The following is a 19931-nucleotide window of genomic DNA, read 5'->3' as shown; positions in this document are numbered from 1 at the left end:
TGTTTCTGCCTGACACGTATCAAAAACTTGATACATATCAAATTACGCAGAAACACATTTTTTTATTCTTCAGTGTTATTTAAGTCTTCACTGGAATCTGCTGAAGCACTAGATTCGTCAGTGTCATCTTTTACATTATCATCTGAATTATTTGAATCATCAGGATTTGAATCAGAAGTATTTTCATCCCCGTCATCTGGATCCTCATGTTCGATCTTAGCCATTGTTGAAACGATTGAATTATCATCCACCTTGATCAATCTTACTCCCAAAGTAGCACGTCCTGTTTGCGATACACTTTCAACATCAAAACGTATCATAACTCCCTTATCAGTAATAAGCATGATATCCTCATCGCCATTAACAGAAGTTACACCAGCAATAGGTCCGTTCTTTTCAGTTACATTAGCGGTCTTTATACCCTTACCACCACGTCCTTTGATTGGATACTCTTCAACCTTAGTACGCTTACCATAACCTTTTTCTGAGATAGTTAGAACTTCTTGTCCAGGTTCAACGATCGAAGAACCAACAACGTAATCTTCTTCACGCAATTTAATACCACGTACACCAGCAGCAGTTCTTCCCATTGGACGAACATCGCTTTCTCTAAAGGTTACAGCATAACCCTTGTGTGTACCGATAAAGATAACCTTATCGCCGTTTGTTAGAAAGACATTAGTTAATTCATCGCCATCTTTTAACGTAATAGAACGAAGTCCAGAATGTCTAATATTAGCAAAATCAGTTACAGGTGTTCTCTTTACAGTTCCGTATTTAGTGACAAAGAACAGGAATGAATTTTCTTTATCAATGTCTCGACCAACATTAATAACAGTTTGAATCTTTTCACCCTTCTCGATATTCAATAAATTGATCACGGGGATACCTTTAGCAGTACGACCGTACTCAGGAACTTCATAACCCTTTGTTCGATAAACCTTACCCGTATTAGTAAAGAAAAGCATTCTATCATGAGTTGATGCATAAATCATATGCTCAATAAAGTCATCGTCATGAATACCCATACCTTGGATTCCACGACCACCACGATTTTGAACTCTAAATTCATCAGCAGATAAACGCTTAATATAGCCATTGTGAGTCAAGACGATTAGAATATTTTCTTCTTCGATCAAATCTTCGTCTTCAATATTGGCCACTTCACTAGCGCGAATTTCAGTTCTTCTCTCATCACCGAATTTTTCTTGAATTTCAAGCAATTCATCATAAATAATTTTATCTACACGTTCTGGTGTATTTAAAATATCTTTGTAATCAGCAATTTTAACTAAAAGATCTTGATACTCTGCTTCAACTTTTTCACGTTCCAAACCAGTCAAACGAACCAAACGCATATCAAGAATAGCTTGCGATTGTTTATCTGATAATTTAAAACGATCCATCAAAGTTTGTTTAGCCACACTTGAAGTTTGTGAACCTCTGATAATACTGATAATTTCATCAATATGATCAAGAGCAATTCTCAAACCTTCAAGAATATGAGCACGTGCTTGGGCACGATTTAATTCATATTGAGTTCTTCTTCTAATAACTACTTCTTGATGTTTCAAATAATAAACTAATACTTCTTTTAGTGACAAGACACGTGGTGTCTTATCAACGATAGCAACCATGTTGATACCATAAGAAATTTGTAATTGAGTTAATTTATATAGATTATTTAAAACAACTGAGGCACTCATATCACGACGAACATCGATAACAATTCTCATACCTTCACGGTCAGATTCATCGTTAAGATCAGTAATACCATCAAGCTTTTTATCACGAGCTAATTCAGCAATACGCTCAACCAAGTTAGCTTTATTGACCATGTATGGTAACTCAGTAACAATAATTTGTTCCTGTCCACTCTTTTTAGTAACAACGTCAACTTTAGCTCGTAAGATTATAGTACCTTTACCATTCTCATAAGCTTTTCTGATTCCTGAGCGTCCCATGATAATTCCACCAGTAGGAAAATCAGGACCAGGAAGAACCTTCATCAAATCAGCAATCGTTGCATCTTTATTTCTCATTAAGATGTGTAAAGCATCAATAACTTCTTTTAAGTTATGTGAAGGGATATTAGTTGTCATACCAACAGCAATTCCTGTAGCACCATTAACTAATAAATTAGGGAAACGTGCAGGAAGTACCATTGGTTCTTTTTCTTCACCGTCATAGTTAGGCACTAAATCAACGGTATCTTTATTAATATCACGCAACATTTCAACTGCCATTTTGCTCATACGAGCTTCTGTATAACGCATGGCAGCGGGCGGATCACCATCAATAGAACCAAAGTTTCCGTGTCCATCAACTAATGGATAACGATAACTAAAGTCTTGAGCCATTCTAACCATTGATTCATAAATGGCAGAATCCCCATGAGGATGATATTTACCCATAATGTCACCGACAAAACGAGCACTCTTTTTATATGGCTTATCTGGTGTAACACCAAGTTCATTCATTCCGTAAAGAATACGACGATGAACTGGTTTTAAACCGTCACGTACATCTGGAAGTGCTCTTGAAACGATAACACTAGCGGCATAATCCACGAAAGATTTTTTCATAACTTCCGTTAGATTAACATTGGATATTCTTCGATCGTCCATTAACTTGCTTTACCTCCCCTAATAATCTACTTCGGCATAACGTGCATTGTCTTCAATAAATTCTCTTCTTGGTTCAACTTTATCGCCCATTAACATTGAGAAGATCTTATTAGCTTCTATAGCATCATCGAGATTAACTCGATCTAATCTTCTCTTGTCAGGATCCATAGTTGTTTCCCATAATTGATCAGCATCCATTTCACCAAGACCCTTGTAACGTTGGATCTTTGGTTCTGGTTTTGGTGAAAGTTGTGCTACAAAATCATCTTTTTCTTTATCAGTATCAAAGTACTTCATCATCTTACCTTGACGAACTTGATACAAAGGTGGTTTAGCGATATAAACATAGCCTGCATCAACAACCGGACGCATATAACGATAGAGCAATGTTAATAATAGTGTTCGAATATGAGCACCATCAACATCGGCATCGGTCATGATAATAACTTTATGATAACGAGCTTTGGAAATATCAAAATCATCCCCAAAACCTGTACCCATAGCTGTAAATAAAGTTCTAATTTCTTCATTAGCCAAAATTTTATCCATTGTTGCTTTTTCAACATTTAAAATTTTACCTCTAATAGGCAAAATAGCTTGTGTAAGACGTGAGCGTCCAGTCTTTGCAGAACCACCGGCTGAATCACCCTCGACAATGAATAATTCTGATATTTCTGGATCTTTACTTGAATTATCTGCTAATTTACCAGGTAAATTACTGATTTCCAATCCATTTTGTTTTCTAGTAACCTCACGAGCACGTTTAGCAGCCATTCTGGCTTTAGTAGCTAAACTACCCTTTTCAACGATTTTCTTAGCAACACTTGGATTTTCCATCAGGAATTTCATGAAATGCTCACTGAATAAACGATCAGTGATCGTACGGGCATCACTATTACCTAATTTTGTCTTAGTCTGACCTTCAAATTGAGGATCCGGATGCTTAACACTGACAACAGCAGTCATACCTTCACGAACGTCTTCCCCGGAAAGCTTTTCACTATCTTTTAACAACTTATTCTTGTGCGCATAATCATTGATAACACGTGTTAAAGCTGTCTTAAATCCAACCTCATGAGTACCACCTTCATAAGTATGAATATTATTAGCAAAAGTCATCAAATTAGTATGATATTCATCTGTATATTGAAGAGCAACTTCAACAGTTATGCCATCTTGAACACCTTCAAGGTAAATAGGTTCATCAAATAGAACCTCTTTTTCCTTATCCATAAATTCAACGTAACTTTTAATACCGCCTTCATAATGGAAAACCAATTTTTCAGCAGTATCAGCTCTTTTATCTGTAAAGGTAAGTTTCAATCCCTTATTTAAGAAAGCCAATTCACGAATTCTAGTCGTTAAAACTTTATCATCATAAACTGTTGTTTCAGTAAAAATATCAGGATCTGGAACAAAGTGAACCTTAGTTCCATGTTCAAACTCTGGAGCATCACCAAGGACGTGCATTGGATGTACAACTTTACCCTTAGCAAAATCTATGCCGTATTTTTTACCAGCACGGGTAACAACAACATCAAGTTCACTACTCAAGGCATTAACAACTGAGGCACCAACACCGTGTAGTCCACCCGAAACCTTGTATCCGCCACCGCCGAATTTACCACCAGCATGCAAGATCGTATAAACAGTCTCTAGAGCTGGCTTACCTGTTTTCTTTTGAATATCGATTGGAATACCACGACCATCATCAAAAACAGTAATTGAATTATCTGATTCAACAGTAACGTCGATTTTAGTTGCAAAACCTGCTAAGGCTTCATCAATACCGTTATCAATGATTTCCCATACAAGATGGTGTAAACCTTGCTTACTAGTTGAACCAATATACATACCTGGTCTTTTACGAACAGCTTCAAGTCCCTCGAGAACTTGAATTTGGCTGGCATCATATTCTTCGGCCAATTCTTCTTTTTTCTCTAGTTCAGCTTCTCTATTGTTTTCAGCCATTAAATTTCCTCCTGTTGAACTACTCCGTTACTAATATTCAAAATATTTGGATCTCTAACTAAAGTTTGATCGACATCTTCTAATGAAGTTGTAGTAATAAAAGTTTGAATACGATTGCTTATCGAAGTTAAAAGATGAGTCTGTCTCTTTCGATCCAATTCAGATAAAACATCATCCAATAATAAAATTGGATAATCTCCAACCTCTTCTTTTATCAACTCAACTTCTGATAGTTTCAAACTTAAAGCTACAGAACGCTGTTGCCCCTGTGATCCAAAATCTTGAGCATCCTTACCGTTGATCATAAATTTAATGTCATCACGGTGTGGTCCGTATAATGTAACGCCACGTTGAATTTCCTTTTTTACGTTTTCTTTGAAAACATCTTTGTAATTATTATAAATGTTTTCAATACTTTTTTCATTTACATCAATTGCACTACTATAACTGAGTTCAAGTTCTTCTTGATTATCAGTAATATCTGCATGAATTTTACTCATGAAAACTTGTAAACGTGATAAGAAATCTAAGCGCATTTTCACTACCTCAGCACAATATCCAGATAATTGATCTGACAAAACATCTAAATAAACTAAATCTGGATTTTTCTGATGTTGCAATTTTTTCAAATAAACATTTCTTTGTTTTAAGACACGTCTAAATTGACTAACAGTTTTCAAATATTGTGCTGAAATTTGACCAAACTCCATATCAATAAACTTTCTGCGAATACCTGGATTACCTTTTACGATCGATAGATCCTCCGGAGAAAACAAAACAACATTCAAATTACCAATGTAACTTGATAACTTGCGTTGTTCTAAATTATTTAAACGAGCTTTTTTACCAGACTTACTGATCACCAGATCCATTTGAAGATTACTTGAATTATCTTTAATGACGGTTCCAGATATCCTGGCAAAATCACTACCCCACATAATCAAATCTCTGTCGCTAGATGTTCGATGGCTTCTCGTCAAAGCTAAAAAATACATCGATTCTAATAAATTAGTTTTACCTTGGGCGTTTCTTCCCAAAAAGATATTAATATTCGGAGAAAAATCAATTTTTAAAGACTCGTAATTGCGATAATTGTGGAGCCGTAGTTCCTTTATATACAAATGTGGCTATTCAATTTCATAAGATTCATCTTGAATAACCAAAACATCGCCCTTACGTAACTTTTTACCTCGACGATTCTCCAATTCACCGTTAAGTTGTACGGCATTATCTTGCAAAAACCACTTTGCTTGACCACCGGTTGAAATAATTCCAACGTCTTTCAAAAGCTGTCCTAACGTTATAAATTCTGTTTCAATCTTTATTTTTTGCGACATATTAACACCCTATTTATTAGATTTACATATTTATTGACATACAATAATTATAGAGGTTTTTCACTCGAAAAACAACTTATCAAGCGTTTAGAGCAATTTTAAGCCTGTTTAGTAGTTCCCCACTAAAAAAGATAAAAAAATCACAGACAGCACGAAATATTGGTATATTTCCAAATTAGATAAAAAAAAGGGTCCGAACGAAATGTTCGGATCCTTTTTTGACAAATCTAGAATGTTCTTACAGGTGTAATCAATTGAACAAAGTTATCTTTATTCTCAATTGGTCTTAAAGTAAATGGATGCAATGGTGAAGTAAAACTCATTTCTATGTTGGTATTTCCACCGAATGATCTTAACGCATCTTTTAGATAATCGGGATTAAATGAAATCTCCAAATCATCACCTTCAAGTGATTCAAAGTCTAATACTTCTTCAACAGTACCAACTTCTGGAGAATTTCCATAAAGTGTTGCTTTCTTTTCCGCTGTCTTTATTTCTAATTTAATGACATTATTTCTACTTTCATGTGAAAGAAGTGAAGCTCTTTCTACTGAACCTAAAAGTTTCGTTGAATCAAAAGTTATTCTTGTATTTGAATCTGCTGGAATTAGGCGATCAGTTTCAGGATATCTTCCGTCTAACAAGCGTGAGTAGAACATTACATTGTCAAAACTGAATAAAACTTGGTTTTCAGAGATCGACATAGAAATTTCTTTAACAGAATCACTAATTGTTCTAACTAATTCAGTCAAACTCTTTCCAGGAATTATTAAATTGTAATCTTCGTCACTAGTTATATCGATTCTTCTTTGAGCAAGACGATGGCTATCGGTTGCAACAGAAGTAAGGCCTTCATTACTGATCAAGAAATTTACACCAGTTAAAACAGGTCTGCTTTCTTGATTTGAAACAGCAATAACTGTTTGATTTACGACCTCTTTAAATAAATCTGTGGGGAAAACTAATTGATTTGATGTTTCTACTTCTGGTAGATGTGGATAATTACTTGCATCTAATCCATTAATAGTAAATTCAGATACTCCAGATGAGATTAAAGTTTGATTATTGTTTAAAACTTCTAAATCAAAGTTATCCCCAGGAAGTTTTTTAATGATCTCATTGAAAAATCTAGCTGGTAAAACAATAGATCCAGTGCTTTCAATTCTTAAGTCGTTGTCTGTGTCATCTTTTGAGATAAAAGAAGTAATTGAAATGTCTGAATTACTACCTGTTATTGTTAATCCATTTTCTGATAAGTCTAGTTTCATTCCTGTAAGTATAGGAATTGTTGTTTTTGTTGAAATGGCTCGTTGAACATTATTTGTTTGATTCACGAATTTAGAACGATCAATTGAAAATTTCATAGGTGACTCCCTCTTTTAATTAATTAATAAATATAAATAGAAGTAAGAGTAGGTGCTGTTTATTCTGTGGAAAACTTTTTTAAACGTAACATACTCTTGACTTTTGCCTGTTATTAACAGGTGTGGATAACTCTATACAAGATTAAAACTTTTCAACATGTTAATTTCTGAGTTCATCTTTTAATTCATTAACAGCTCGTTTTATTTCGTCATCTTTTGCGACTAACTCGGATATTTTATCACATGAGTGCATGACTGTCGTATGATCTTTACCACCAAATTCCATTCCGATTTGTGGCAAGGACTTATCAGTCAATTCTCTAGCAAGGTACATAGCAATTTGTCTGGGAACAACAATTGTTTTGACTCGTTTTTTTCCTTTTAAGTCGTTAACAGATACACGATAATATTTTGCTACCCTACTTTGGATCTTATTAATAGTTAATCCATTTTGTTCATTGTTTAGTTTCAATGATTTTAGGGCATCAGCTGCGATTGATTTTGTGATGTCTTCTTTATTCATAGTTGAGTAAGCTTGAACTCTTAAAAGTGCTCCCTCAAGTTCACGGACATTAGTATCAACTTGTTCGGCAATATAAGAAAGTGTGTCGTCAGGTATTTCTAGATTTTCAGCTTTCGCCTTATTTCTTAAAATAGCAATTCTTGTTTCTAAGTCTGGAGCAGTTATGTCAACTGGAAGTCCCCATCTAAAACGTGAAACCAATCTTTCTTGAAGTTTTGGTATTTCATTTGGAAGACGATCAGAAGTCATAACGATTTGTTTACTATTAGCATATAGTTCATTGAAGGTATGGAAAAATTCTTCTTGTGTACCTTCTTTTTCCGCAAAGAACTGAATATCATCTATTAGTAATAAATCTACATTACGATATTCTTGTCTAAATTCATCCTGAGTTCTTGTTTGAATAGAATTTATGAAGTCATTTGTGAAAGTTTCACTGGTAATATATTTAACTTTAGCTGCGGGTTCCAGTTTGATCATCTGATGTCCAATGGCCTGCATCAAGTGAGTTTTACCTAAACCAACACCACCATAAATAAACAATGGATTGTAAATGACACCAGGCTCTTCGGCAACAGCAAGAGCTGCGGCATGTGCCATTTGGTTTCCACTTCCTGTAATAAAGGAATCAAAAGTATATTTAGGATTTAAATGTGAGTTATGAAATACATGTCCAGTGGTATTTTGTATTTCAGTGTTATTTTGAGGAACTCTTTCAGGTTCCTCTTTTTTTGTATCATCGTCTGCAGTTTCAATAATAGGATTTAATTCAATACCGTTAAATTCAAAAGAATAGATAGCAATATCTTCAGCGTAATGACGCTCCCAGTATTCTTTGTGAAGATTACTAGGAACAGAAATATGTAAATCGTTTCCTGATATATATAAAGGATTCGCACTTTCTACCCAAGTCGTGTAACTTACGGGGGTTAAATTCGATTTTAATTTGCTGGTTAGGTAATCCCAAAATTCTTTAAGTTGATTATTTGAGTCGTTATTTATATTTTGCAAAGATTTCCCCCCAATCTTTTAGTGTGGATAATTTTTTCCAGAAAAATGACATTGTATAGTTTATCATTGTATAAAATAGTTTTCCACAGAACAAATGTTTAAATTATAAAAAAATAACAAGGTGGATTTACTAAAAATACCTGCTTGTTGAAAAGTAGGAAAAATATAGTTGTTAACATAGTTATCCACAAACAGTATTGGGTCAGAATGCCTTTATATAGGCGAAATGGACGAACTATTTTTTTAATAACCATCCTGTGGAAAACTAAAACACAGCAAAAAAATAACGGTGATAACTTTGTCGAAAGTTCTGTGGACAAAAGAAGGTGTTAATTTCATCCACACATTATCCACAGGAAATTTGTTCAAAAAAAATAAGATTGATTTTGAGAACTCTATAGAAGTAATTAGAAATTTATTGTTTAAATTCGTTGCATTGCATGGTATTATAGTTAAGCAATTGTCTGAAGAAGTGAAAAAAATTTGTTAAATAAGATTCAGGAGGTTTATTGATGACTACAAAGAGAACATTTCAACCTAAGAAGCGTCATCGTGAACGCGTCCATGGTTTCATGAAGAGAATGAGTACAAGTAATGGTCGCAAGGTTCTTGCAAGACGCCGCAAAAAAGGTAGAAAAGTATTATCAGCTTAGTTTTGAAGGATCACTGATTTTTTAGTGGTCCTTTTTTATTACAAACAAGGAAACGTCTGGTGACATATGAGAAAGAGCTATCGAATTAAAAAAGAAAATGAGTTTCAATATGTTTATTCAAACGGACAATCAGTCGCAAATCGTAATTTTGTTCTTTATCAAATTGATAAAAAAGATCAAAAGCATTTTCGCGTAGGATTATCAGTTGGTAAAAAAGTTTCACATACAGCGGTTGGACGTAATCGTGTAAAACGCTACGTTAGACAATCTCTATTGGAATTGAAACCGGAAATACCAGCTGAACTGGACTTTTTGATTATTGCTCGAAAACCAGCCGTTGATTTAGATATGTTCGAGACGAAAAAAAATATCGTACATTTGCTAAAATTAGGTAAAATACTAGGGTAAGATAAAAAATAATAATATATAGGTGTAAAAGTGAATAAAAAAAGCTTAAAAAAATACTTAGGTGTGGCTTTATTACTTGGTGTTGTTTTAGTTTTATCAGGTTGTTCTAATCTTAATGAACCCATCACTAGTCACAGTACAGGAATTTGGGACCACTATGTTCTATATAGTTTTTCTCAATTTATCCTTTGGTTGGCTTCATTAGTTGGAAATAGTTCCGGATGGGCTATTGTTCTGTTTACTTTAATTGTTAGAGTTGTTTTGTTACCTCTAAACTGGTACCAAATCAGAAGTATGAACAAGCAGATGACAGTTCAACCACAATTACAAGCACTTCAAAAGAAATATTCTGCTAAGGATACCGACACACAACAAAAATTAAGAGAAGAAACTCAAAAACTTTATAGTGAGGCTGGAGTTAATCCGGTGGCAGGCTGTTTGCCATTATTAGTTCAAATGCCAGTTATGTTTGCCTTGTATCAAGCTATTTACAAGACTGAACAACTTCGCTATGGAACTTTCCTATGGATGCAGTTAAGTAAGGCAGATCCATACTACATTATGGCAATTTTGTCCGCTGTATTTACTTTCTTAAGTACATACATCGCAAGTTTTTCACAACCTAATCAAAATACAACTACTAAATTGATGACTTATGTCATGCCAATCTTTATTTTCGTACCAGCTTTGACATTCCCATCAGCTATTACATTATATTGGGTTGTAACAAATGCTTTCCAAGTTATTCAGACATTGGTTTTCCAAAATCCTTTCAAATATCGTCGTATTCAAAAGGAAAAGGAAGAAGCAGAACGTGAGAAGCAACGTAAGATTAGAAAAGCTAAGAAACGTGCTTACAAACGTAGATAATTGACAATTATTCTAAAACTAGTTAAGATGTTTTAGAAATTGAACATATATAGAAAAGTAGTCAAAGTGCTTTTCCGCCAAAATTGGTGGATTATGCACTTTTTTTGTGCTTAAAAATGGGAAAAGAGGACTATTATGGCAAGTGCAGTTACTGAATATGATACTATTGCTGCTATTTCGACCCCACCTGGGGAGGGCGCAATTTCAATTGTTCGTCTTTCAGGTGATCAGGCGGTAGAAATTGCCCAAAAAGTATTTAAAGGTAAGGATCTTACTAAAGTTGAGAGTCACACGATTAATTATGGGCATATCGTTGATCCCGTCGATGGATCTTTAGTTGATGAGGTTATGGTTTCAGTTATGTTAGCTCCTAAGACTTTTACTAGAGAAGATGTAGTTGAAATTAATACTCATGGTGGGATCGTTGCTACTAATAAAGTTTTGCAATTGTTAATTGGATCTGGTGCTCGTATGGCCGAACCAGGTGAATTTACTAAGCGAGCATTTTTAAATGGCCGGATCGATTTAACTCAAGCTGAGTCCGTTATGGATTTGATTCGGGCTAAGACAGATAAAGCTATGCAAGTTGCCGTTAACCAATTAGATGGTAATTTAAATCATTTAATTACTAACTTGCGTCAGGAAATATTAGATTCATTAGCTCAAGTAGAGGTCAATATTGACTATCCTGAGTATGATACTGAGCAACTAACAACCAAAATGTTGTTGGAAAAAGCCAAATTAGTTAGCAAAAATATCGATAGCTTATTAAAAACAGCTGATAGTGGTGAAATATTGCAACATGGTTTAGCAACTGCAATTGTTGGAAAACCAAATGTTGGAAAATCTAGTCTTTTAAACCGTCTATTGGACGAGGATAAGGCTATTGTAACGGACGTTGCTGGAACTACTAGAGATATCGTTGAGCAATATGTCAATATTGACGGCGTTCCGCTAAAGCTGATCGATACTGCCGGTGTGCGTGATACCAATGATAAAGTAGAGAAAATTGGTGTTGAAAGATCTAAAAAGGCTTTAAAAGATGCTGATTTAGTTATTGTTGTTCTTGATTCTAGTAGAGAACTAGAAAGTGATGACATTCAATTACTTGAAGCAACCAGTGGTAAACATAGAATCATCATTTTTAATAAAAATGACTTAGTACCCGTTATAACGCCTGAAACGGTAAAACAAATAAATAAAGACGATACTATACTACAAACATCCGCTATAACGAATGAAGGAATTGAAAAAATTAAACAAACTATTGGTCATATTTTTAATTCTGGAATTGAGGATAGTAGTAATAATGTGATCATTACCAGTGCAAGACAGGCTGGTTTATTAAGACAAGCAAAAGAAAATTTGAACGATGTTATTTCAGGGATTGAGGCAGGGATGCCAATTGATTTGGTCCAGATCGATATGACATCTTGTTGGGATACGTTAGGTGAGATCACTGGTGAAAGTTACCCAGATGAATTGATAACACAACTATTCTCACAATTCTGTTTAGGAAAATAGGTGGATTTATGCAAGTTAAAGAATTTGATTCAGAGAATTATGATGTAATTGTCGTAGGAGCGGGACATGCTGGTTCTGAAGCTGCGCTGTCAGCTGCAAGAATGGGTCAAAAGACTCTTCTAGTAACAATAAATTTGGATATGGTTGCATTTATGCCATGTAATCCTTCTTTAGGTGGTCCAGCAAAGGGAATCGTTGTGCGTGAAATCGATGCTCTTGGTGGTGAAATGGGCCATAATATTGATAAAACGTATATTCAAATGCGTATGTTGAATACTGGTAAAGGTCCAGCTGTTAGAGCGTTACGTGCTCAAGCTGATAAGAATATGTATCATCGAATGATGAAGGAAGTTCTTGAAGAAGAACCTAATTTGACATTAAGACAAGGTATAGTTGATAAATTAATAGTTGAAGATGGTGTATGTAAAGGCGTTGTAACGGCCACTGGAGCTAGATATCATGCTAAAGCTGTTGTTTTAACTGCTGGTACTTCATCAAGAGGTAAAATTATTATTGGTGAACTTACTTATTCTTCAGGTCCAAACAATAGTATTCCTTCAATCAAGTTGTCTGAAAATCTTGAAGAGAATGGCTTTAAGCTGACTCGTTTTAAAACAGGAACACCACCACGTGTAAATAGAGATACAATTGATTTTTCTAAAACAGAAGAACAACCAGGTGACAAAGAACCAAATCATTTTTCATTTGATACACCAGATTCACAATATTTAAAAGACCAATTATCATGTTGGATGACATATACAAATTCCACTACACACCAAATAATCCGTGAAAATCTTGATCGAGCACCAATGTTTTCAGGGGTTATCAAGGGTGTTGGTCCTAGATATTGTCCTTCAATTGAGGATAAGATCGTTCGTTTTGCAGACAAACCTCGTCACCAAATCTTCTTGGAACCAGAAGGTAAGGATACAGAAGAATATTACGTAGGTGATTTTTCAACATCTATGCCAGAAGAAGTTCAATTAAAGATGGTTCATTCAGTTGCTGGATTAGAAAATGCCAAACTGATGAGACCAGGATATGCAATTGAATATGATGTTATTGAACCATGGCAACTTAAGTTGAACATGGAAACAAAAGTAGTAAAGAATTTATTTACTGCTGGACAAATGAATGGAACTTCAGGATATGAAGAGGCCGCTGGTCAAGGAATAATGGCGGGGATTAATGCAGCTTTGCGTGCTGAGGGTAAAGAGCCATTTATTTTACATAGAGATGAAGCTTATATCGGCGTTATGATCGATGATTTAGTAACTAAGGGTACTAATGAACCATATCGTTTATTAACAAGTCGTGCAGAGTATCGTTTGATTTTACGCCATGATAATGCAGATTTGCGTTTAACAGATAAGGGTCATGATTTGGGACTTATTAGTGATGAAAGATATGATAAATTTAATAAAAAACGTGAAGCAATCAAGAAAGAACTACAACGTTTGAATCGTAAAATGATCACACCAAAAATGGCAGAACCATTTATGCAAAGTCATAACTTGAAGAGTCTAAAAGATGGTATTTTAGCAGATCATTTGTTAAGACGTCCTGAAGTTCACTATGAAGATATTATTAGTATGATCGGTGATCCTGAAGAGGGTCCTGTAGATCGTCGTGTTAAAGAGCAAGTTGAAATTGGAATAAAATACGCTGGCTATATCAAGAAAGAACAAATGAAAATCGAACGATTAAAGAAGATGGAATCTAAAAAAATTCCAGATCGTATTGATTATACAAAGGTTCCTAGTCTAGCAACTGAGGCTGTTCAGAAGTTATCTAAGATCAATCCAGAAACAATTGCTCAAGCAAGTCGTATTAGTGGCGTTAATCCAGCTGATATTGGAATTTTGAGTGTTTATATTGAACAAGGTAGAATAGCTAAAATTTCGTAAGTAAAAACTACTCAAGTTAGTAGTTAAGTTAAATACGAGTAGTGATCCAATATAGGATCACTGCTCGTATTTTTTTATTCAAATCTTCTATATGAAAGTTGATTTCTGAAAAGACTAAAACGATACAAAAATCAAACGAACGATTTTTGTATTTTTTTTATTATTAGGTTTTATTACGTATAAAATACGAACTATATTAAAAAACAAATTTGAAATTGTTCGTACTTTCTGCTATATTACTGGTATTGATTTCAGAAAGGTTGTCATAATTTGAAAAGATCTACTGTTTTACTGCTATCTCCAGGACTGTTATTGATAATTGTTTTGTTGATATTGCCGATTTTGCAGATGTTCTTGCCAACGTTTACGGGAGATCAATTTTTCTTAGAAAAATATCTCAGCTTCTTTCATAGCACTGGCAACATGCAAGTTATTGCCCGAACGTTAATAATTGCAGTTGTTACGACCTTAGTAACGTTATCGCTGGGATTACCAACAGCATATTGGATATCACGACTTGGAGAAAAATGGAAGAAAGTTGTTTCTATCATTGTTTTGTTCCCAATACTGACTAATGCGGTAGTTAGAAACTTTGCCTGGATCACTATCTTAGGCAAAAACGGTGTTATCAATAATTTCTTAATGCAACTCCATATTATTGATAAACCTCTGACTCTGCTATACACGAACTTTTCGATCGTAGTTGGATCGGTTTATCTATTTTTACCGATTATGATCACATCACTGGTAAGTTCATTTGGTCAGCTGAATTTTGAAGTCGAAGAAGCCGCTTCAGTAATTGGTGCAAGACCTATGGTGGTGTTTTTTAAAGTTATTTTGCCACAATTGTCGGTTGGAATGCTGACGGGATCAATTTTAGTATTTGTTGGTTCACTGACCGCATATACAACTCCACAATTGTTAGGTGGAAATAAGAACATGGTACTAGCAACACTGTTACAACAACAATCCATCACATTAGGTGATTGGACTAGTGCAAGTGTAGTAGCCGTTGTTCTAACTGTAATTGCCATTCTAGTTATGACGATTATGAATTATGGAACAAAGTTGCTGGATCGGAGAAATACTAAATGAGAACAAGAATAAAGTTTTCGTCTGTAGTAGGATTTTTAGTTTTAGTGATTTTAGTTGTACCTTTACTGATTGTTATCGTTACATCATTTGGTCAAGAATCAGCCATTTCTTTTCCAATCAAAGGGTTTACTTTTGACTGGTATAAAAATGTTTTTCAGCAGCCTGATTTTGTTGAAGGTCTAAAAATGAGTTCGATAGTTGCTATTTTGGCATCATTTTTAGCCTTATTAGTAGGTACTCCTATTGTTTATGTATTAACTAGATTTGATATTCACCATAAGGATTGGTTTCAAACGATTTTTTTAAGTCCCGCCTTAATACCTGAGATCGTAATAGGTTTTGCTTTGTATCAGGCATTAGTAATTAGTTTACAATTACCACTTTTCATCAGTTTGATCGTTGGTCATTTCTTACTTTGTTTACCATATGTAGTTCGTTTGATTACAGCAGGGATGATGGAGTTTGACGAGAGTATCGAAGAGGCTGCTTGGATGGTTGGGTACGATAAGCTTACTGCTTTCTTTAAAGTAGTGATTCCTAATATTAAGCAAAGCGTTGTAGCTGCTTTTATTCTTTCTTTTATAACTTCGTTCAATAATATTCCAATAAGTTTGTTCTTAAACGGACCGGATTTGAATATGCTACCGACATCTATTCTTAATTATCTAGAAAATAATTACGATCCGACGGTTTCCGCTGTTTCAGTTATTTTAATGATCATTACCGCCTTGATGATGATCATTGTTGAGAAATACTTGGGACTAAACAAATTGACATAGGAGATTTAACTTGGCAAATATTGAAATAACAGATTTATCAATGTCTTACCAAAAGGATAAAAAGATTCTCGATGACTTGTCATTGAACATTAAAGATGGTGAATTGTTATCTATTTTAGGTCCTAGTGGTTGCGGAAAAACAACAATGCTTCGACTAATTTCTGGTTTGATCCCGATTCAAAAAGGAACGATAAGGGTCTCCGGAAAAGATATTAGCAAGGTTCCAGTCTATAAGAGAAATTTTGGAATGGTTTTCCAAAGTTACGCTTTGTTTCCACATATGACAATTTTTCAAAATATTACTTTTGGTTTAAAGAGACGTAAGTTAGATAAAAAAACAATCGAAAAAAAAGCATTAGATATTTTAGATATAACAGGTTTATCTAATTTGAAGGATCGTATGCCAAGTGAATTATCTGGTGGACAACAACAACGAGTATCATTAGCCAGAGCATTGGCAATCAATCCTAGCGTTTTGTTATTAGATGAGCCATTAAGTAATCTTGATGCAAAACTTCGTATTGAGATGCGTGAAGAAATACATCGTCTGCAACAAAAATTAAAGATGACAACTATCTTTGTTACTCATGATCAGGAGGAATGTTTTGCCATTTCTGATCGAGTGGCTTTAATGAATAAAGGTCAAATCGAACAATTAGATACACCGCAAAATATTTATAAGAATCCAAAGACTGAGTTTGTTGCAAGATTTATAGGTTATGATAACTTTATTTCAAAAGAATGGGCCGAAAGTAAACAATGGCAATTTCATAAAGAGATTACGGGGAAATTGTTAACTATTCGACCAGAGAACATCGAAATTGGCTCAGGAGAAAATAATCTTTTGGGGAAAGTCATTTCGAAAAACTTTTTAGGTAACTACTATCAATATATTGTTGAAACTGAAATAGGTACTTTGAAAGTCAATACTACTGAAGATCAGTCTTCAACGAATGCTGAAATTACATTGAATTTTCCAAAACAATCATTAATTGAATTAGAGGATAAATAGGAGATTAACATGAAAAAAAATACTAAATTCTTTGCGATCATCACAACTTTACTAGTTACATTATTAGTAGCTGGATGCAGTAACAATAGTAGTAGTAAAGAAAGTAAGCAATTAACTGTATCTACTTTTGGATTAGCTACTAAGCAAATGACAAATGATGTTTTCAAACCATTCCAAAAGGAAAATAAACTTAAAGTTAAGAGTCAATTTGGAGATAGTTCATCAAGATTTACTCAAATTGAACATAATCCTAATTCTAGCGTCGATGTTATCGAACTAGCTCAAAACAACGCTGTGGCTGGTCAAAAGAAAGGTCTATTCAAAAAATTAGACTTCGATAAGATTAAGAATTTCAAGTATTTAAGTAAAGAACAACAAAAATTAGCTAAAGATACAAACAGTGTTCCATATACAGTTAACAGTATAGGTATCATTTATAACCCTAAGACAGTTGGTAAAATTACTTCTTGGGATCAATTGTGGGATAAGAAGTTAGAAAACAGAATTGCAATTCCTGATATTTCAACAACATTTGGTCCAGCTATGGTTTATGTAGCAAGTGAACATGCAAAAACTGATGTAACAAAAGATGATGGAAAAGCTGCTTTTGGTGCTTTAAAAGAATTAAAGCCTAATGTTGTTAAGACATATTCAAAATCTTCTGATTTAGCTAATATGTTCAAGTCTGGTGAGATCGACGCTGCTGTTGTTGGTGACTTTGCAGTTGATATGATTCAAGGAGCAGCTCCAGATGTAGATTATGTAGTACCAGAATCAGGAACATATGCAAATTATGATACAGTTTCAATCTTGAAGAATAGTAAGAATACTGAAGCAGCATACAAGTATATTGACTATCGTATCGGTAAAGATTCTCAAACAGTTGTTGCAGGTTCAGATTCATTGAATAACGCTCCTGTAAATAGTCAAGTTAGTCTTACACGCGATGTTAAACATATGACATTTGGGGATGTAGCAAAACGTGCTAAATTGATCGACTTTAACTATGTAAATAAAGAATTACCAACATGGATCAAAACTTGGAATCAAACAATGAACTAAAGAGGCAAATATGAAAATAGACACTTTAATCATTAATGGAAAAGTTTTTAATACTTTTAACCAAACGTTTGAATCAAAAGATGTTGCTATCAACGAAGGCAAATTTGTAAGAGTTGATACAGATTTGGGTTATGATGCCAAAAATATAGTTGATGCTAAAGGCAAATATCTTATACCAGGGTTGATCGATTCGCATATGCATATCGAGAGTTCTATGACGGGACCTGCTAACTTTGGTAAAATGGCGGTTAAATTTGGTACCACAACTGTAATTGCTGATGCACATGAAATTGCTAATGTAGCTGGATTACAGGGACTAAAAAACTTTATGAGTCAACGAAGTGTCATTGATACATTTTATGCCATTCCATCCTCTGTTCCATCAACTAGAACGGATATGGAAACTACTGGTGGGGTCATTGGATTAAGTGAAGTTAGTGAACTTTTGAAGGATAAACGTATCATCTGTTTAGGCGAAGCTATGAACTTTAAGGGAATAGTTGATGAACCTGAATCTTTGATCAGACAAATTATTCGTTTGTGTCAAAATAAGCGTCCAACAATGCCACTTGAAGGACATTGTCCTAAATATACTGGCGAAGATCTAGCCAAGTTTGTAGCAAGTGGAATCACTTCCGATCATACATTCCAAGCTCCTAAAACAATGTTAGAGCGAATTAGTAATGGCATGTATATTCAACTACAGAAAAAATCCCTTTCAAAAGAGAATATGGAAACAATCGTTAAAAATAATCTCTATGAATATACAGGTTTTGTTACTGACGATGTTATGGCAGATGATTTAGTAAATGGTCATTTGAATTTAATTGTCAAAGAAGCTATCAAACTAGGTTTACCAGTTGAGAAAGCTATTTATATGTCAACTTATACTCCTGCCAGAAGAATGTCCTTGAACGATCGAGGAGCAATTACTCCAGGACGAATTGCTGATTTGATTATGTTGTCTGATTTAAATGAATTTGAAATTGATCGAGTATTTAAGTCGGGAATTTCAACTGAAGAGTTACCTTCAAGACGTTCTGATTTTCCTAAATATTTACAGAATACTGTTCATGCTAGAAAATTTTCAGAAGCTGATTTGATTTTGATAAGTTCAAAATCAAAAGTTACTGCAAATGTAATGGTCGTTAATGAACATGGAACTTTTACTGAACATGAAAAAGTAGAATTAAATGTTATTGATGATAAGGTGGATTGGCAATCTGCAGGTCTTTCATTATTAGTAGTTCAGGAAAGATATGGCAAAAATGGTAATGTCAGTTTTGGATTAGTTAAAAATACGCTGAATAAATCTGGTGCAGTGGGAACTACTTGGGCACATGATCATCATAATTTAATGGTTATGGGAACTGATTTAAAGTCTATGCTTGAGGTCCAACATCAGTTAATCGATCAACAAGGTGGCTATATAGTTGCTGAGAATGGTAAAATCACTGCTAATACTCCTTTAAATGTTGGAGGTATTATCAGTAGTGAACCAGTAGAAATTTTAGCTGACAAATTAAAAGAAGTTAGAAAAGCTATGAATCGATTGGGATATGTAAACTTCAATGAGATCATGTCATTTTCAACTTTGTCATTACTAGTATCACCGGAATTAAAAATCTCTGACGTAGGGATGTTTAATGTAAAGACACAAGAAAAGATTCCGTTATTTGATTAAAATAAAATTTCATAAAAGCGTGATGGAGAAGTTTTTCAACTTTGCCATCACGCTTTTTTTGTATATTAAAATATTAAGTAATAAGATTAGTAATATTAGGA

16 protein-coding genes are annotated in these 19931 nt (G+C 34.2%); 10 read left to right on the top strand and 6 right to left on the bottom strand.

The features are described from left to right. Positions 1-62: 62 nt before the first annotated feature. The 6 genes from gyrA to dnaA form a co-directional block, all read right to left on the bottom strand. On the bottom strand, positions 63-2627 hold the full coding sequence (gyrA, locus tag FC72_RS07700; RefSeq protein WP_057766447.1) for a DNA gyrase subunit A: 2565 nt from the start codon (positions 2625-2627) through the stop codon (positions 63-65). Positions 2628-2645: 18 nt separating this feature from the next. Further along, entirely contained in the window at positions 2646-4598 is a 1953-nt protein-coding gene (gene gyrB, locus FC72_RS07695; RefSeq protein ID WP_057766445.1) for a DNA topoisomerase (ATP-hydrolyzing) subunit B, read from the bottom strand. After that, positions 4598-5719 (bottom strand): DNA replication/repair protein RecF, encoded by a 1122-nt coding sequence (gene recF, locus FC72_RS07690; protein ID WP_057766443.1) that lies wholly within the window; start codon positions 5717-5719, stop codon positions 4598-4600. Before recF ends, gyrB begins: the two co-directional genes overlap by 1 nt. A gap of 6 nt (positions 5720-5725) precedes the next feature. After that, the gene (gene yaaA, locus FC72_RS07685; protein WP_057766441.1) at positions 5726-5935 is read right to left on the bottom strand and encodes a S4 domain-containing protein YaaA; all 210 of its coding nucleotides are present in this window, start codon (positions 5933-5935) and stop codon (positions 5726-5728) included. Between the two features lie 227 nt (positions 5936-6162). Next, positions 6163-7299: a DNA polymerase III subunit beta gene (gene dnaN / locus FC72_RS07680; protein ID WP_057766439.1), complete on the bottom strand. Its 1137-nt coding sequence runs from the start codon at positions 7297-7299 to the stop codon at positions 6163-6165. 160 nt (positions 7300-7459) lie between these two features. Then, positions 7460-8833 (bottom strand): chromosomal replication initiator protein DnaA, encoded by a 1374-nt coding sequence (gene dnaA / locus FC72_RS07675; RefSeq protein WP_083480786.1) that lies wholly within the window; start codon positions 8831-8833, stop codon positions 7460-7462. A 512-nt stretch (positions 8834-9345) separates the two neighbouring features. Between dnaA and rpmH the strand changes: the two genes are divergently transcribed. From rpmH to FC72_RS07620, 10 genes are all read left to right on the top strand, one after another. Beyond that, a complete protein-coding gene (rpmH, locus tag FC72_RS07665) occupies positions 9346-9486 on the top strand; it encodes a 50S ribosomal protein L34 (protein WP_010625561.1) in 141 nt (46 codons plus the stop codon). A 66-nt stretch (positions 9487-9552) separates the two neighbouring features. After that, entirely contained in the window at positions 9553-9894 is a 342-nt protein-coding gene (gene rnpA, locus FC72_RS07660) for a ribonuclease P protein component (RefSeq protein ID WP_057766435.1), read from the top strand. A 30-nt stretch (positions 9895-9924) separates the two neighbouring features. After that, positions 9925-10764, top strand: coding sequence for a membrane protein insertase YidC (gene yidC / locus FC72_RS07655; RefSeq protein ID WP_057766433.1), 840 nt, complete (start codon positions 9925-9927; stop codon positions 10762-10764). Positions 10765-10899: 135 nt separating this feature from the next. Further along, positions 10900-12288 (top strand): tRNA uridine-5-carboxymethylaminomethyl(34) synthesis GTPase MnmE, encoded by a 1389-nt coding sequence (mnmE, locus tag FC72_RS07650; RefSeq protein WP_057766431.1) that lies wholly within the window; start codon positions 10900-10902, stop codon positions 12286-12288. Positions 12289-12296: 8 nt separating this feature from the next. After that, entirely contained in the window at positions 12297-14198 is a 1902-nt protein-coding gene (gene mnmG / locus FC72_RS07645; RefSeq protein ID WP_057766429.1) for a tRNA uridine-5-carboxymethylaminomethyl(34) synthesis enzyme MnmG, read from the top strand. A gap of 270 nt (positions 14199-14468) precedes the next feature. After that, positions 14469-15293 carry an ABC transporter permease gene (locus FC72_RS07640; RefSeq protein ID WP_057766427.1) on the top strand — a complete coding sequence of 275 codons (825 nt, stop codon included), beginning with the start codon at positions 14469-14471 and terminating at the stop codon, positions 15291-15293. Beyond that, the gene (locus FC72_RS07635; protein ID WP_057766425.1) at positions 15290-16072 is read left to right on the top strand and encodes an ABC transporter permease; all 783 of its coding nucleotides are present in this window, start codon (positions 15290-15292) and stop codon (positions 16070-16072) included. Before FC72_RS07640 ends, FC72_RS07635 begins: the two co-directional genes overlap by 4 nt. 10 nt (positions 16073-16082) lie before the next feature. After that, positions 16083-17084 (top strand): ABC transporter ATP-binding protein, encoded by a 1002-nt coding sequence (locus FC72_RS07630; protein WP_057766423.1) that lies wholly within the window; start codon positions 16083-16085, stop codon positions 17082-17084. Positions 17085-17093: 9 nt separating this feature from the next. Next, positions 17094-18146 (top strand): ABC transporter substrate-binding protein, encoded by a 1053-nt coding sequence (locus FC72_RS07625; RefSeq protein ID WP_057766421.1) that lies wholly within the window; start codon positions 17094-17096, stop codon positions 18144-18146. Positions 18147-18156: 10 nt separating this feature from the next. Next, positions 18157-19830 (top strand): adenine deaminase C-terminal domain-containing protein, encoded by a 1674-nt coding sequence (locus FC72_RS07620; protein ID WP_057766419.1) that lies wholly within the window; start codon positions 18157-18159, stop codon positions 19828-19830. The last annotated feature ends 101 nt before the right edge of the window (positions 19831-19931 follow it).

Source organism: Companilactobacillus tucceti DSM 20183, from assembly GCF_001434665.1.
Lineage (GTDB): Bacteria > Bacillota > Bacilli > Lactobacillales > Lactobacillaceae > Companilactobacillus > Companilactobacillus tucceti.
Note: the sequence above shows the minus strand (reverse complement) of the source record. Positions and strands in the feature narration are given on the sequence as shown.